A 14,821-nucleotide genomic window follows, 5' to 3' on the forward strand; every position below is an offset into this window, starting at 1 on the left:
TCACACGACAAGCCGCGCTCCTACGGGGTGAGCGTTCGCCAGCCTGCATTGCACTACCGAAATCCCCCGCCCCACCGTAGAATGCGCCTCCTTTTTTTCAGGGCAACGTCCATGAGCTCACTCGAACAAGGGCCGGCACCCGCGCAGGCCAATGAACTGGTCCTGGGTCTGGAAGACCGGCCGCGCCTGGTGATCGGCCTGCTGGCCGCGCTGCAGCACCTGCTGGCGATCATCGTGCCGATCGTCACCCCGGGCCTGCTGATCTGCCAGGCCCTGGGCGTCTCGGCCCGCGACACCAACCTGATCGTGTCGATGTCGCTGGTCATCTCCGGTATCGCCACCTTCGTCCAGTGCCGGCGCTTCGGGCCGTTCGGCGCCGGGCTGCTGATCGTCCAGGGCACCAGCTTCAACTTCGTCGGCCCGCTGATCGCCGGCGGCGCGCTGATGGTCAAGCAGGGCACGCCGGTGGAAGCGGTGATGGCGGCGATCTTCGGCGTGGTCATCGCCGGTTCGTTCGTGGAAATGGGCATCTCGCGCATCCTGCCCTTCGTCAAGCGCCTGATCACCCCGCTGGTGACCGGCATCGTCGTGCTGATGATCGGCCTGACCCTGATCAAGGTCGGCCTGATCAGCATGGGCGGCGGTTTCGCCGCCATGGGCAACGGCACCTTCGCCAACGGCGAGAACCTGCTGCTGTCCGGCGTGGTGCTGGCGATCATCGTCGTGCTCAACCGCATCCCGCTGGTGTGGATGCGCAGCTGCGCCATCGTCATCGCCCTCGCGGTCGGCTATGCCCTGGCCGGCTACCTGGGCCGCCTGGACTTCACCGGCATGCACGAAGCGGCGCTGTTCCAGGTGCCGGTGCCGCTGCACTTCGGCCTCGGTTTCTCCTGGGCGCTGTTCATTCCGATGCTGGTGATCTACCTGGTCACCTCGCTGGAAGCCATCGGCGACGTCACCGCCACCAGCAAGGTCTCGCGCCAGCCGGTGGAAGGCCCGCTGTGGATGCAGCGGATCAAGGGCGGCGTGCTGGTCAACGGCGCCAACTCGCTGCTGGCCGGGGTGTTCAACACCTTCCCCAGTTCGATCTTCGCGCAGAACAACGGGGTGATTCAGCTGACCGGTATCGCCAGCCGCCATATCGGCATCTGGATCGCCCTGATGCTGGTGCTGCTCGGCCTGTTCCCGGCGGTGGCCGGGGTGATCCAGGCAGTACCGGAGCCGGTGCTGGGTGGCGCGGCCATGGTCATGTTCGGTGCCGTGGCGGCCTCGGGCATCAATATCCTCGCCAGCATCAGCCTCGACCGTCGCGCCCTGCTGATCATCGCCGTATCCCTGGCCCTGGGCCTGGGCGTGGCCCAGGTGCCGGAATTCCTCGCGCACATGCCGTCGGCGCTGCGCAACGTGCTGGAATCCGGCGTCGCCACGGGCGGCATCTGCGCCCTGGTGCTGAACTGGTTCCTCCCGGAAGCCCGGCGCGAAGCCTGATCCCGCGGTTGTGCCAGACAAGCCCGCAGCCTGCTGCGGGCTTTTTGCTTTAGAATGCCGGGTGTTTTTCCCACAGGACTTGCCATGAAGTTCGCCATCGCGGTGTTTTCCCCCGGCCACGCACCCTCCTCGCGCCGTGCCTTGCTGTTCGCCCAGGCGGCCCTGGCCGGCGGCCACGAAATCGTGCGCCTGTTCTTCTACCAGGACGGCGTGCACAGTGCCTCGGCCAACGTGGTCACGCCGCAGGACGAGAACGATGTTCCCGCGCAGTGGCGCGCCTTCGTTGGCGAAAACGCGCTGGACGCCGTGGTGTGCATCGCCGCCGCCCTGCGCCGTGGGGTGCTGAACGAAGAAGAAGCCAGCCGCTACCAGCGCCCGGCGGTGAACCTGCCCGCGCCCTGGGAGCTGTCCGGCCTCGGCCAGTTGCACGAAGCCGCGCAGATCGCCGACCGCCTGGTCTGCTTCGGAGGAGATTGAAATGGCCAAGTCCCTGCTGATCATCAGCCGCCAGGCGCCGTGGAACGGCCCGTCCGCGAGCGAGGCGCTGGATATCGCCCTGGCCGGCGGCGCCTTCGACCTGCCACTGGGCATGCTGTTTCTCGACGACGGCGTGTTCCAGCTGGCCGCCAGCCAGCAACCGGCGTTGCTGCAACAGAAGAACCTCGCGGCCAACCTCCAGGCCCTGCCGATGTTCGGCGTCGACGAGCTGTTCGTCGCCGCCAGCAGCCTCGCCGAACGCGGCCTGGCCGCCGCTGGCCTGAGCCTGCCGGTGGAGGTGCTGGATGACGCCGGCCTCACGGCCTTGATCGACCGATTCGACCAGGTGGTAACCCTCTGATGAGCACCCTGCACGTCATTTCCCATTCGCCGTTCGGCGACGATCGTCTCGCCAGTTGCCTGCGCCTGCTCGGCCCGCACGACGGCCTGCTGCTCTGCGGCGACGCGGTGTATGCGCTGAACCCCGGTACGGCCACCGTGGCCGGCCTGGGCACCCTCGGTTCGCGGCTGTATGCGCTGGAAGAAGACCTTCAGGCCCGCGCCATCGCCAACGGCCCGGCCACTGCCGTGGACTATCCGGGCTTCGTCGCCCTGTCCCTGAACCATGACAAGGTCAACAGCTGGTTATGAGTACCCTGACCGTCAACGGCCGCGACATCGCCCTGGACAAGGACGGCTACCTGGTCGAACTGAGCGACTGGTCCGCCGACGTCGCCCGCGCCCTGGCCGAGCGCGAGTCGCTGGAACTGACTGCCGATCACTGGGAAGTGCTGGAACTGCTGCGCCAGTTCTACCAGGAGTTCGAGCTGTCGCCGGCGACCCGCCCGCTGATCAAGTACACCGCGCTCAAGCTGGGTGCGGAGAAAGGCAACAGCCTGCACCTCAACCGCCTGTTCAACGGCACTCCCGCCAAACTCGCCGCCAAGCTGGCGGGCCTGCCCAAGCCGACCAATTGCATATGACCCAGCCACTCCCGCTCGTTACCGAAACCCCGGCCGAACACCCCTTCGCCGAATTCGTGCGCATTCTCGGCAAGGGCAAGCGCGGCGCCCGCGGCCTGACCCGCGAGGAAGCCCGCGAGGCCATGCGCATGCTGCTCGACGGCAAGGTCGAGGACACCCAGCTCGGTGCCTTCCTGATGCTGCTGCGGCACAAGGAAGAAAGCCCGGAAGAACTGGCCGGCTTCACCGAGGCCCTGCGTGCCCGCCTGCAGGCCCCGGCCATCGCCGTGGACATCGACTGGCCGAGCTATGCCGGCAAGAAGCGCCACCTGCCCTGGTACCTGTTGGCCGCGCGCTGCCTGGCGGCCAACGGCGTGCGCATCCTGATGCACGGCGGCGGCGCGCATACCGCCGGGCGCTTGTACACCGAGCAGGTGCTGGAGCTGGTAGGCATCCCGCTGTGCCGCGACTGGACGCAGGTCGGCCAGGCCCTGGAGCGCGCCAACATCGCCTTCATCCCCTTGCAGGACTGGGCTCCGCGCCTGCAGCGCATGATCGACCTGCGCAACACCCTCGGCCTGCGTTCGCCGATCCACTCCCTGGCCCGGGTGCTCAATCCGCTGGGCGCCCGTTGCGGCCTGCAGAGCATCTTCCACCCCGGCTACCAGGCAGTGCACCGCGAGGCCAGCCGCCTGCTCGGCGATCGCGCCATCGTGATCAAGGGCGACGGCGGCGAAATCGAGATCAACCCGGACGCCACCAGTCATCTCTACGGCACCGCCGAGGGCGCGGAGTGGGACGAGGAGTGGCCGCAGATGTCGGCTCAGCGCCATGTCAAACCGGCCAGCCTGGTACCCGGGCACCTGCTTGAGGTCTGGGCTGGCGAGGCCGGCGACAGCTACGGCGAAATGGCGGTGATCGCGACCATGGCCCTGGCCCTGCGCGGCCTCGGCCACCCGCAAGCGGAAGCCTTCGCCAAGGCCCGGGAATACTGGGCCGCGCGCCTGGTCTGAACGGGATCTATCGAAGCCGTCGATCAAACAGGCGAGATCTTTGCGCTATTCGTTCGAACTCGAGTCCGTAAACTGGCCTCGAATTTTCAGACGTTTCTGCCAAGGAGTTTGCCCATGGGCCTGTTGATCGATGGACGCTGGCATGACCAGTGGTACACAAGCAGCAAGGATGGCGCCTTCCAGCGCGAAAGCGCGCAGCGCAACAACCCCCTGCCCGCCGCCGAGGCCGGGCGCTATCACCTCTACGTGTCGCTGGCCTGCCCGTGGGCCCATCGCACCCTGATCTATCGCAAGCTCAAGGACTTGGAAAGCCTGATCGATGTGTCCGTGGTCAGTTGGCTGATGGACGAGCATGGCTGGACCTTCGACAAGCGCCAGGGTTCGACCGGCGACAGGCTCGACGGCAGCGACTTCCTGCACCAGCGCTACACCCGCGACGATCCGCACTACAGTGGCCGCGTCACCGTGCCGGTGCTGTGGGACAAGCGTGAGCAGCGCATCGTCAACAACGAATCGTCGCAGATCATCCGCATCTTCAACCGTGATTTCGACGGCCTGACCGGCAATCGCCTGGACCTGTATCCGGAGCCGCTGCGGGCCAGGATCGATGCGCTGAACGAACGCATCTACCCGGCGGTGAACAATGGCGTGTACCGCGCCGGGTTCGCGACGTCGCAGGGGGCGTATGAAGAGGCTTTCGATGCGCTGTTCAGCGAACTGGATACTCTGGAACAACTACTGGATGGGCAACGCTATCTGGCGGGTGAATACCTGACCGAGGCGGATATCCGTCTGTTCACCACCCTCGTGCGTTTCGACGCGGTGTACTACGGGCACTTCAAGTGCAACCTGCGGCGGATCAGCGATTATCCCAACCTGTCCAACTGGCTGCGTGAGCTGTACCAGTGGCCGGGGGTGGCGGAGACGGTGAACATGGAGCATATCCAGCGCCATTACTACCTGAGCCACAAGACCATCAACCCGAACGGGATCGTGCCGAAGGGGCCGTTGCAGGATTTCGGGCAGGCGCATGATCGGGAACGGCTGGTCGGAAAAGGGATCTGGAAGAAAACCGGAATCTGACAACCCGCGTCCCCCCGTAGGAGCGCGGCTTGCCCGCGAAAGGACCGCATAGCGGTCCCGGAAAACACCACCGAATGGGACCGCTATGCGGTCCTTTCGCGGGCAAGCCGCGCTCCTACGGGGGGGCGCGTTCTGCAGCTAGGGTTGTTGGGCGCCCTCGAACCAGGCGAGCTTGTCGCGCAACTGCACGACCTCACCCACGATCACCAGCGTCGGCGCATGCACTTCATGCTCCGCCACCAGTTGCGGCAGGTCACCCAGGGTGCCGGTGAAGACCCGCTGGTTGCGGGTCGTGCCCTGCTGCACCAGTGCCGCCGGCGTATCCGCCGCGCGGCCATGGCGAATCAGCTCGGCACAGATGGTCGGCAAGCCGACCAGGCCCATGTAGAACACCAGGGTCTGCGCCGGCGCCACCAGGTCGTTCCACGGCAGGTTGCTGGTACCGTCCTTGAGGTGCCCGGTGACGAAACGCACCGACTGCGCATAGTCGCGGTGGGTCAGCGGAATCCCGGCATAGGCCGAGCAGCCACTGGCCGCGGTGATCCCCGGCACCACCTGGAAGGCGATGCCCTGCTCCGCCAGTTCCTCGATCTCCTCGCCGCCGCGGCCGAAGATGAACGGATCGCCGCCCTTGAGGCGCAGCACCCGCTTGCCCTGACGGGCCAGGTCCACCAGCAGCTGGTTGATCTGCTCCTGCGGCACGGCGTGATCGGCGCGGCGCTTGCCGACATAGATACGCTCGGCATCACGCCGGCACATCTCGATGATCGCCGGGGCGACCAGACGGTCGTACAGCACCACGTCGGCCTGCTGCATCAGGCGCAAGGCACGGAAGGTCAGCAGGTCCGGATCGCCCGGACCGGCACCGACCAGGTACACCTCACCGCCGTTCTGCGGCGCGGCACCCTCGACCTTGGCCTGCAGCAGGCGCTCCGCCTCGCCGCCCTGCCCGGCCAGCTGACGCTCGGCGATCGGGCCCTGGAACACGTCCTCCCAGAAGCCACGACGCTGATTGACATCCGGATAGAGCTGCTTGACGCGGTCGCGAAAACGCGCGGCAAGCCCGGCCAGCTCGCCGTAGGCAGCAGGAATCCAGGCTTCCAGGCGGGCACGGATCAAGCGTGCCAGCACCGGGGCGTCACCGCCGCTGGACACCGCGATCACCAGCGGCGAGCGATCGACGATGGCCGGGAAGATCACCGAGCACAGCGCCGGCGCGTCCACCACATTGACCGGTACGCAGCGCCGCCGCGCATCCGCCGACACCTGGGCGTTGAGCACGGTGTCGTCGGTGGCGGCGATGATCAGCTGGCAGTCGTCGAGATCGCCCTCTTCATAGCCACGGGCCAGAAGCTGGCCACCGCTCTGCACGGCAAGCTCGGCCAGCTGGCTTTCGATCTGCGGCGCGACCACGCGCAGCTTCGCCCCGGCATCGGCCAGCAGGCGGGATTTGCGCAAGGCAATCTCGCCGCCGCCGACCACCAGCACCTGGCTGCCGCGCAAATTGTGGAACAGCGGCAGGAATTCCATTTAGCCGATGACCTCGATGCCACCCATGTACGGCTTGAGCACTTCCGGCACACGGATGCTGCCGTCGGCCTGCTGGTAGTTCTCCAGCACCGCGACCAGGGTACGGCCCACGGCCAGGCCCGAGCCGTTGAGGGTGTGCACCAGCTCCGGCTTGCCGGTTTCCGGGTTGCGCCAGCGCGCCTGCATGCGCCGGGCCTGGAAGTCGCCGCAGTTGGAGCACGAAGAGATCTCGCGGTACTTGTCCTGGCTCGGCACCCAGACTTCCAGGTCGTAGGTCTTCACGGCGCTGAAGCCCATGTCGCCGGTGCACAGGGCCAGTACGCGGTACGGCAGCTCCAGCGCCTGCAGCACGCGCTCGGCGTTGGCGGTCAGGCCTTCGAGGGCTTCCATGGACTTGCCAGGCTCGACCACCTGGACCATCTCGACCTTGTCGAACTGGTGCTGGCGGATCATGCCGCGGGTGTCACGACCGGACGCGCCGGCTTCGCTGCGGAAGCACGGGGTATGAGCGACGAACTTGATCGGCAGGTCCTTGGCGTCGACGATCTCGCCGGCAACGATGTTGGTCAGCGACACTTCGGCGGTCGGGATCAGGTAGAAGTCGGCCTCGCCTTCGCGGCTGATCTTGAACAGGTCTTCCTCGAACTTCGGCAGCTGGCCGGTGCCCTGCAGCGCCGGCGCCTGGACCAGGTACGGGGTGTAGGCCTCTTCGTAGCCGTGCTCGTTGATGTGCAGGTTGATCATGAACTGCGCCAGGGCACGGTGCAGGCGGGCGATCGGACCGCGCAGCAGGGCGAAACGCGCGCCCGACAGCTTGGCCGCGGTTTCGAAGTCGAGGTAGCCGTTGCGCTCGCCGAGGGCGACGTGGTCCTGGATCGCGAAGTCGAAGGTGCGCGGGGTGCCCCAGCGACGCACTTCGACGTTGCCCTCTTCATCCTCGCCCACCGGGACGCTGGCGTCCGGCAGGTTGGGGATGGTCAGCAGGATCTGGTCCAGTTCGGTCTGGATCTCGTCCAGCTCGACCTTGCCGGCCGCCAGTTCGCCGGCCATGCGCTCGACGTCGGCCATCAACGGCGCGATGTCCTCGCCCTTGGCCTTGGCCTGGCCGATGGACTTGGAACGGGCGTTACGCTCGGCCTGCAGTTGTTCGGTACGGGTCTGCACCGTCTTGCGGCGCTCTTCCAGGGATTCGATGCGCGCGACATCCAGGCTGAAGCCACGGGAGGCCAGGCGGTCCGCCACTTCCTGAAGTTGGCCGCGTAACAGTTTGGAATCGAGCATATCGTTCTCTCGTTATAGGTGGTGTTGATTCAGATTCGGGTCAAGGCCAGGCCGGCCCAGGTTGCGAGCAGGCCGCCCAGCACGCTGATCGCGGCATAGCCGAAGGCCAGCGGCGCCTGCCCGCTTTCGAGCAGGCGCACGGTATCCAGTGAAAAGGATGAAAACGTCGTCAGGCCGCCAAGGAAGCCGACGATCAGGCCGCCACGCAGTTCGACCGGGACATACGGACGATGCAGGAACAGCCCGTAGAGCAGGCCGATCAGCAGGCAGCCAACCAGGTTGACCGCCAGCGTACCGAGATAAAAGTGCCGAGGCCAGTGGCCAGCAACCCAATTGGAGGTGGCGAAGCGCAACAGGGTGCCGGCAATGCCTCCGGCACTGACAGCGGCGACGAGTGCAATCACGGTTTTCTCCGTTGCCGGGGGCTGTTGCGGTCGAGTTCGGCCAACTGACGCAGCTTCTCGCCGATCTTCAGTTCAAGTCCGCGCGGCACCGGCTGGTAGTACTGGCGCGGTTCGAGCTCGTCGGGGAAATAGTCCTCGCCGGCGGCGTAGGCGCCCGGTTCGTCGTGGGCGTAGCGGTATTCCTCGCCGTAGCCCAGTTGCTTCATCAGCTTGGTCGGGGCGTTGCGCAGGTGCAGCGGCACCTCCAGCGAGCCGTGCTCGGCGGCTTCGCGCAATGCCGCCTTGAAGCCCATGTACACCGCATTGCTCTTCGGCGCGCAGGCCAGGTAGGTGATGGCCTGCGCCACCGCCAGCTCGCCTTCCGGGCTGCCGAGGCGTTCCTGCACGTCCCAGGCCGACAGGCACAGGCTCAGGGCGCGCGGGTCGGCGTTGCCGATGTCCTCGCTGGCCATGCGCACCACGCGGCGCGCCAGGTACAACGGATCGCAGCCGCCATCGAGCATGCGCGCGAACCAGTACAGCGCAGCGTCCGGGTTGGAGCCGCGGATGGATTTGTGCAGCGCGGAAATCTGGTCGTAGAAGGCCTCGCCGCCCTTGTCGAAACGCCGCCGGCTGTCGCCGAGCAGGCTTTGCAGCAGATCGACGCCGATTTCGCCGCCGTCTTCCGCCAGGTCCGAGGCGTTTTCCAGGAAGTTGAGCATGCGCCGGCCATCGCCGTCGGCGGCGGCCAGGAGCATTTTGAAGGCTTCGTCGCCGAGGCGCAGCTGACGCTTGCCCAGGCCACGCTCCTCGCTCAGCGCGCGCTGCACCAGGCGGCGCAGGGCTTCTTCGTCGAGGCTCTTGAGCACGTAGACCCGCGCCCGCGACAACAGCGCGTTGTTCAGCTCGAACGAGGGGTTTTCAGTGGTCGCGCCGATGAAAATCAGCGTGCCGTCTTCGACATAGGGCAGGAAGGCGTCCTGCTGCGACTTGTTGAAACGGTGCACTTCGTCGACGAACAGGATGGTCCGTCGTCCGTACTGGGCCGCCTGCTGCTTGGCGACTTCCACCGCCTGGCGGATCTCCTTGACCCCGGCGAGCACCGCCGAGACCGTTTCGAAATGCGCGTCGCAGAACTGCGCCAGCAGCCGCGCCAGGGTGGTCTTGCCGACCCCCGGCGGGCCCCAGAAGATCATCGAATGCAGCGCGCCCTGCTCCAGGGCCTCGCGCAGCGGCTTGCCACGGGCCAGCAGGTGCTGCTGGCCGACGTATTCGTCCAGGTTGGCCGGGCGCATGCGCGCGGCCAGGGGCTGGGCAACCGGTTCACTGCGAAACAGGTCCATGGACGGCTGTACGACCTCTTACTCTTGGATCACATCCGCGCCTTTGGGGATGTCGAACTTGAACTTGCTCGCCGGCACCGGCTCGTTGGCCTTGACCGCGGTGAAGACGATGTTGGTGCGCTGGCCGACGCTGTCGATCAGTTGCATGTCATTGACCAGGCCCTTGCGGAACGACAGGCGCAGGGAGTCGAACAGGGTGTCCTTGGTCTTCGGGCGCAGTTCGAAGTCCATCACTTCGCCCTGCTCCTTCGAGCTGATGTCGAAGCTCTGGCTGATCTTCGACACGTCACCCGACAGCAGCAGCGCCGGGGTCTGGGTCAGGCGCTGGTCGAGCTTCTTGATGGTCGCCTGCTCCAGGTCCGGATCCCACAGGGTGACCTTGGCCCCGTCGGACACCACCACCTGCTCCTGCGGCGCGTCGGTGTGCCAGTAGAACAGGCCGGGACGCTGTACCGCCATCTGCCCGGTGGTTTCCTGCAGTTGGGTGCCGCTGGCGTCGAGGGTCAGCTGGGAGAAATTGGCACTGATGGTCTTCGAGTTGTTCAACAGCTGGGTCAACCGGGCCACGTCGGCCTCGGCGGCGAAGAGCGAAGCGCTGGACAGGCTCAGCGCGGAAACCAACATCATGCGAATCAGGCGCATGGCAATCCTCGTTGCAGAATGAATGAACCGGCGGGCGTCGTTGCCCGCCAGTGAAACCTGGGCATCAGTCGCGCGGCGATCCCGGGGCGATGACTTCGCGGGAACCGTTGGTGTTCATCGGCGTGACCACGCCGGCCATCTCCATCGCCTCGATCATCCGCGCGGCACGGTTGTAGCCGATCTTCAGCTTGCGCTGCACCGCGGAAATCGAAGCACGACGGCTTTCCAGGACGAACTGCACCGCCTCGTCGTAGAGCGCGTCGGTCTCGGCGTCCTCGCCGCCTTCACCGCCGCCACCGCCGTCGAAGCCGCTACCGGCTTCCTCGACACCGTTGAGGATGTCGTCGTTGTAGTCGGGAGCACCGCGCAACTTCCAGGCCTCGACCACGCGATGCACCTCGTCGTCGGAAACGAAGGCGCCGTGCACCCGGATCGGCAGGCTGGTGCCCGGCGGCATGTAGAGCATGTCGCCGTGGCCGAGCAGCTGTTCCGCGCCACCCTGGTCGATGATGGTCCGCGAGTCGATCTTGCTCGACACCTGGAACGCCATGCGCGTCGGGATGTTGGCCTTGATCAGGCCGGTGATGACGTCCACCGACGGGCGCTGGGTGGCGAGGATCAGGTGGATACCGGCGGCCCGCGCCTTCTGTGCGATACGCGCGATCAGCTCTTCGACCTTCTTGCCGACGATCATCATCATGTCGGCGAATTCGTCCACCACCACCACGATGGTCGGCAGGGTATGCAGGGTTGGCGGCACGTCGTCCATGCTTTCGCGGCGGAACATCGGGTCGTAGATCGGCTCGCCGGCTTCCTCGGCGTCCTTGATCTTGCGGTTGAAGCCGGCCAGGTTGCGCACGCCCATCGCTGCCATCAGCTTGTAGCGCCGCTCCATCTCGGCGACGCTCCAGCGCAGGGCGTTGGCGGCATCCTTCATGTCGGTGACCACCGGGCAGAGCAGGTGCGGAATGCCTTCGTAGATCGACAGTTCGAGCATCTTCGGGTCGATCATGATCAGCTTGGCGTCTTCCGGCCCCGACTTGAACAGGATCGACAGGATCATCGCGTTCACCCCGACCGATTTACCGGAACCGGTGGTACCGGCCACCAGCAGGTGCGGCATCTTCGCCAGGTCGGTGATCACCGGCTTGCCGCCGATGTCGTGGCCGAGGGCCATGGTCACCGGCGACTTGGCCTCGTCGTACTGCGGCGAGGACAGCACTTCGGAGAAACGCACGATCTGCCGGTCTTCGTTGGGGATCTCGATACCGACGGTGGTCTTGCCCGGAATCACTTCGACCACGCGCACGCTGGTCACCGCCAGGGAGCGCGCGAGGTCCTTGGCCAGGTTGGCGATGCGGCTGACCTTCACGCCGGCGGCCGGCTGGATTTCGTAGCGGGTGATCACCGGGCCCGGGTGGATCGAGTCCACCGACACCTCGACACCGAATTCCTTGAGCTTGATTTCCAGCAGTTGGCCGACACCCGCCAGCGACTCCGGCGAATAGTTGACCTGCTTCTTTTCCGCCGGATCGAGAATCGAGATCGGCGGCAGCGTACCTTCGACGGCGCTGTCGACGAACAGCGGCGCCTGCTTCTCCTTCTGCACGCGCTTGCTCGGCTCTGGCGCCTTGGCCGGGGCCGGCATGATCACCGGCGGCGCTTTCTCTTCGCGCTCGGCGACATGCCTGGCCAGCGCCTGGTCGCGCTCGATGATGCGCTCGCGGGCCTTGGCCTGCTCGCGACGATCCGGAACGACCGGGGCCACCACTTCATTGACCTGCTGATCGACCTCGCGCAATTGCGCGACCAGTTGCTTGCGCTCGATGCGGGCATTCCACCAGCGGCTGGCGGCGCCCTGGATCAATTCGAACAGATCGAGGGTGATCTTGCCGGTGATGTCCATCACCTTGAACCACGACAGGTCGGTGAACACGGTCAGGCCGAAAAGGAACAGGGCGATGAACATCAGGGTACTGCCCTGCACGTTCAGGGCGTTCTTCGCCAGATCGCCGAGGCTCTCGCCCAGCGCACCGCCCGCCGACGCCGGCAGGCTCGGCGCGGAATGGAAATGGATATGCGCCAGCGCGGCCCCGGACAGGACCAGGAACACCAGGCCGATCAGGCGCCAGGAGAACAGCCAGCCGCTCCACTGCCAGGGCTGATGGCGTTCGCGGAAGATCTGCCAGGTCTTGATCGCCAGCAGCAAAGGGAAAATGTAGGCGAAGTAACCCAGCACCATGAACAGGATGTCGGCGAAGAAGGCACCGGCACGGCCCGCGGCGTTCTGCACCTGGTCGACGTTGCTGGTGTGACTGAAGCCGGGATCGGCCTGGTCGTAGGTCAGCAATGCCATCCACAGATAAAGGCACAGGGCGCCCATGGCAATCAGGGCACCTTCCTTGAGCCTGTAATGCAACTGCTGGCGCCAGAGCGGCTCGGGATTGGGTGTTGCTGTGGGTTTCTTCAAAACTCGTCTATTCCTGCGCCTTGAGCGCGTCCAACCGTGATTGACCAAAGGGGAGCGGTCAACAAATCACTACTTTTAACATTACTGCCGAACGATCGCCATTACGGCTCGGCGGAACGAGCCATGACAGGGGCAAAATTCCCCTGCAACAATTTGAGCACGCATTTTCTTTTGTGACAAAGGCTTATGCGGTGTTTTTGCGTAGTTGGGACAACTGTCGTCGGGTTAAGTTGCGCTGCGTGGCAAGAGGCCATGCGCCTGCGTCACAACGGGCTTGTCCGAAGACGCGGGTTCGGGTCATGCTGGACGCCCTCCCCTTCCGTGTCGATGACAATGCTCACCTGGCTGAACCGCAATACGCTGGACTTCCCGCCCCTGGAAAGCGCCCTGCGCGATCCCGACGGCCTGCTGGCCGCGGGCGGCGATCTGCGCCCGGAACGCCTGGTCCAGGCTTATCGCCACGGCTGCTTCCCCTGGTATCAGGATGGCCAGCCGATCCTGTGGTGGTCGCCCGATCCGCGCACGGTGATGTTTCCGGACGAACTGCACGTGTCCCGGTCATTGCGCAAATTCATTCGCCAAGGCCACTACCAGGTCAGTTTCGACCAGGACTTTGCCGCGGTGATCCGCGCCTGTGCTGCGCCGCGCGCCTATGCCGACGGCACCTGGATCACCGACAGCATGCAGGCGGCCTACATCGAGCTGCACAAGCGCGGCCTCGCCCATTCGGTCGAGGTGCGCCGCGACGGTGAACTGGTCGGCGGCCTCTACGGCCTGGCCATGGGACGCCTGTTCTTTGGCGAATCCATGTTCAGTCGCGCCGACAACGCCTCCAAGGTGGGCTTCGTCACGCTGGTGGAGCACCTGCGCGACGCCGGTTTCGTCCTCATCGACTGCCAGATGCCCACCGACCACCTGCACAGTCTGGGCGCCCGCCCTATCGCCAGGGCGAGCTTCGCCGACTATCTGCGCCAGTACCTGGACCAACCCAATCGCGCCACCTGGACCTGTCCCCCGGCCGTTTGCTAGGCGAGTTTTCACAGCTGGCTTACAATTAGTAAAAAACACCTGCCGAGGGGTTGATCATGACTGAGTTGGCGCGGTTGAAGTTCTATGCCACTCAACCCCATGCCTGCAGCTACCTGCCTGACGAGCAGGCCACCACGCTGTTTCTCGATCCGAGCCAGCCGATGGACGCCACCGTCTATGCGGACCTGTCGGAAATGGGCTTTCGTCGCAGTGGCGACCACCTTTACCGGCCCCATTGCCAGAACTGCAATGCCTGCGTACCGGCGCGGATTCCGGCTGCGCGTTTCTCCCCCAACCGCCAGCAGAAACGCATCATCAAGCGCAACGCCGACCTGGTGGTGACCCCTGCCCGCCCGTCGTTCAACGAAGAGTACTTCGACCTGTATCGGCGCTATATAGAGCAACGCCACTCGGATGGCGACATGTACCCGCCAAGCCGCGACCAGTTTTCCACCTTCCTGGTCCGCGACCTGCCGTTTTCACGTTTCTACGAGTTCCGCCTGGAGGGTCGCCTGGTCGCCGTGGCGGTAACCGACCTGCTGCCCAACGGCCTGTCGGCGGTGTACACCTTCTACGAACCGAACGAGGAACGACGTAGCCTCGGCCGCTTCGCCATTCTCTGGCAGGTCGGCGAAACCCTGCGCCTGGGGCTGGATGCGGTTTACCTCGGCTACTGGATCAAGAACTGCAAAAAAATGAACTACAAGACCCAGTACCGCCCCATCGAACTGCTGATCAACCAGCGCTGGGTCACCCTGAACTGAAAACCTTGGCTTGACCTTCCTTTTTCGGGCACAATGCACGCCACTTTTTGTAGCCGGGTGCTTCTGTGGCCGGCCATAACTGAACACCGAGGGCTTTACTGCATGTCGAAAGAAGACAGCTTCGAAATGGAAGGCACTGTCGTCGACACCCTGCCCAACACCATGTTCCGCGTGGAGTTGGAAAACGGGCACGTCGTAACCGCGCACATCTCCGGAAAGATGCGCAAGAACTACATCCGTATCCTGACTGGCGACAAGGTCCGCGTCGAACTGACGCCGTACGACCTGAGCAAAGGGCGCATCACCTACCGCGCCCGCTAAACGTCGATACGACGAAAAAGCCCGGCTGATGCCGG

16 protein-coding genes are annotated in these 14,821 nt (G+C 65.2%); 10 read left to right on the forward strand and 6 right to left on the reverse strand.

Annotated elements, in window-relative coordinates; all coding sequences use genetic code 11:
- The first annotated feature begins 111 nt into the window (after positions 1–111).
- The 7 genes from RTI28_RS17115 (at position 112) to RTI28_RS17145 (ending at position 5,023) form a co-directional block, all read left to right on the forward strand.
- The gene (locus tag RTI28_RS17115) at positions 112–1,488 is read left to right on the forward strand and encodes a uracil-xanthine permease family protein (RefSeq protein ID WP_316921561.1); all 1,377 of its coding nucleotides are present in this window, start codon (positions 112–114) and stop codon (positions 1,486–1,488) included.
- Between the two features lie 84 nt (positions 1,489–1,572).
- Positions 1,573–1,965, forward strand: coding sequence for a sulfurtransferase complex subunit TusD (tusD, locus tag RTI28_RS17120; RefSeq protein ID WP_316921562.1), 393 nt, complete (start codon positions 1,573–1,575; stop codon positions 1,963–1,965).
- A gap of 1 nt (position 1,966) precedes the next feature.
- The gene (tusC, locus tag RTI28_RS17125) at positions 1,967–2,326 is read left to right on the forward strand and encodes a sulfurtransferase complex subunit TusC (protein WP_316921563.1); all 360 of its coding nucleotides are present in this window, start codon (positions 1,967–1,969) and stop codon (positions 2,324–2,326) included.
- The gene (gene tusB / locus RTI28_RS17130) at positions 2,326–2,616 is read left to right on the forward strand and encodes a sulfurtransferase complex subunit TusB (RefSeq protein ID WP_316921564.1); all 291 of its coding nucleotides are present in this window, start codon (positions 2,326–2,328) and stop codon (positions 2,614–2,616) included. The genes tusC and tusB overlap by 1 nt, the downstream gene beginning before the upstream one ends.
- Complete coding sequence (locus RTI28_RS17135) at positions 2,613–2,948, forward strand: TusE/DsrC/DsvC family sulfur relay protein (protein WP_316921565.1); 336 nt, start codon at positions 2,613–2,615, stop codon at positions 2,946–2,948. The genes tusB and RTI28_RS17135 overlap by 4 nt, the downstream gene beginning before the upstream one ends.
- Positions 2,945–3,940, forward strand: coding sequence for a glycosyl transferase family protein (locus RTI28_RS17140; protein ID WP_316921566.1), 996 nt, complete (start codon positions 2,945–2,947; stop codon positions 3,938–3,940). The genes RTI28_RS17135 and RTI28_RS17140 overlap by 4 nt, the downstream gene beginning before the upstream one ends.
- Positions 3,941–4,054: 114 nt before the next feature.
- Positions 4,055–5,023: a glutathione S-transferase family protein gene (locus tag RTI28_RS17145; RefSeq protein ID WP_316921567.1), complete on the forward strand. Its 969-nt coding sequence runs from the start codon at positions 4,055–4,057 to the stop codon at positions 5,021–5,023.
- Positions 5,024–5,161: 138 nt separating this feature from the next.
- On the opposite strand, the gene cysG is transcribed toward RTI28_RS17145, so the two are convergent.
- From cysG to ftsK, 6 genes are all read right to left on the reverse strand, one after another.
- Positions 5,162–6,553, reverse strand: coding sequence for a siroheme synthase CysG (gene cysG / locus RTI28_RS17150; RefSeq protein WP_316921568.1), 1,392 nt, complete (start codon positions 6,551–6,553; stop codon positions 5,162–5,164).
- On the reverse strand, positions 6,554–7,834 hold the full coding sequence (gene serS, locus RTI28_RS17155; RefSeq protein ID WP_316921569.1) for a serine--tRNA ligase: 1,281 nt from the start codon (positions 7,832–7,834) through the stop codon (positions 6,554–6,556).
- A gap of 29 nt (positions 7,835–7,863) precedes the next feature.
- Positions 7,864–8,238, reverse strand: coding sequence for a fluoride efflux transporter CrcB (gene crcB / locus RTI28_RS17160; RefSeq protein ID WP_316921570.1), 375 nt, complete (start codon positions 8,236–8,238; stop codon positions 7,864–7,866).
- Positions 8,235–9,560: a replication-associated recombination protein A gene (locus RTI28_RS17165; RefSeq protein WP_316921571.1), complete on the reverse strand. Its 1,326-nt coding sequence runs from the start codon at positions 9,558–9,560 to the stop codon at positions 8,235–8,237. The genes crcB and RTI28_RS17165 overlap by 4 nt, the downstream gene beginning before the upstream one ends.
- A gap of 18 nt (positions 9,561–9,578) precedes the next feature.
- The gene (gene lolA, locus RTI28_RS17170; protein WP_316921572.1) at positions 9,579–10,202 is read right to left on the reverse strand and encodes an outer membrane lipoprotein chaperone LolA; all 624 of its coding nucleotides are present in this window, start codon (positions 10,200–10,202) and stop codon (positions 9,579–9,581) included.
- Positions 10,203–10,266: 64 nt separating this feature from the next.
- Positions 10,267–12,672: a DNA translocase FtsK gene (gene ftsK / locus RTI28_RS17175; RefSeq protein ID WP_316921573.1), complete on the reverse strand. Its 2,406-nt coding sequence runs from the start codon at positions 12,670–12,672 to the stop codon at positions 10,267–10,269.
- Positions 12,673–13,005: 333 nt separating this feature from the next.
- Between ftsK and aat the strand changes: the two genes are divergently transcribed.
- The 3 genes from aat (at position 13,006) to infA (ending at position 14,786) form a co-directional block, all read left to right on the forward strand.
- Positions 13,006–13,701 carry a leucyl/phenylalanyl-tRNA--protein transferase gene (gene aat / locus RTI28_RS17180; protein ID WP_316921574.1) on the forward strand — a complete coding sequence of 232 codons (696 nt, stop codon included), beginning with the start codon at positions 13,006–13,008 and terminating at the stop codon, positions 13,699–13,701.
- Positions 13,702–13,757: 56 nt separating this feature from the next.
- Positions 13,758–14,465: an arginyltransferase gene (locus RTI28_RS17185; protein WP_316921575.1), complete on the forward strand. Its 708-nt coding sequence runs from the start codon at positions 13,758–13,760 to the stop codon at positions 14,463–14,465.
- 102 nt (positions 14,466–14,567) lie between these two features.
- Positions 14,568–14,786, forward strand: a complete 219-nt coding sequence (infA, locus tag RTI28_RS17190; RefSeq protein WP_002553999.1) for a translation initiation factor IF-1 — start codon at positions 14,568–14,570, stop codon at positions 14,784–14,786.
- Positions 14,787–14,821 lie beyond the last annotated feature (35 nt).

This window comes from Pseudomonas sp. zfem002 (assembly GCF_032621685.1).
GTDB lineage: Bacteria > Pseudomonadota > Gammaproteobacteria > Pseudomonadales > Pseudomonadaceae > Aquipseudomonas > Aquipseudomonas japonica.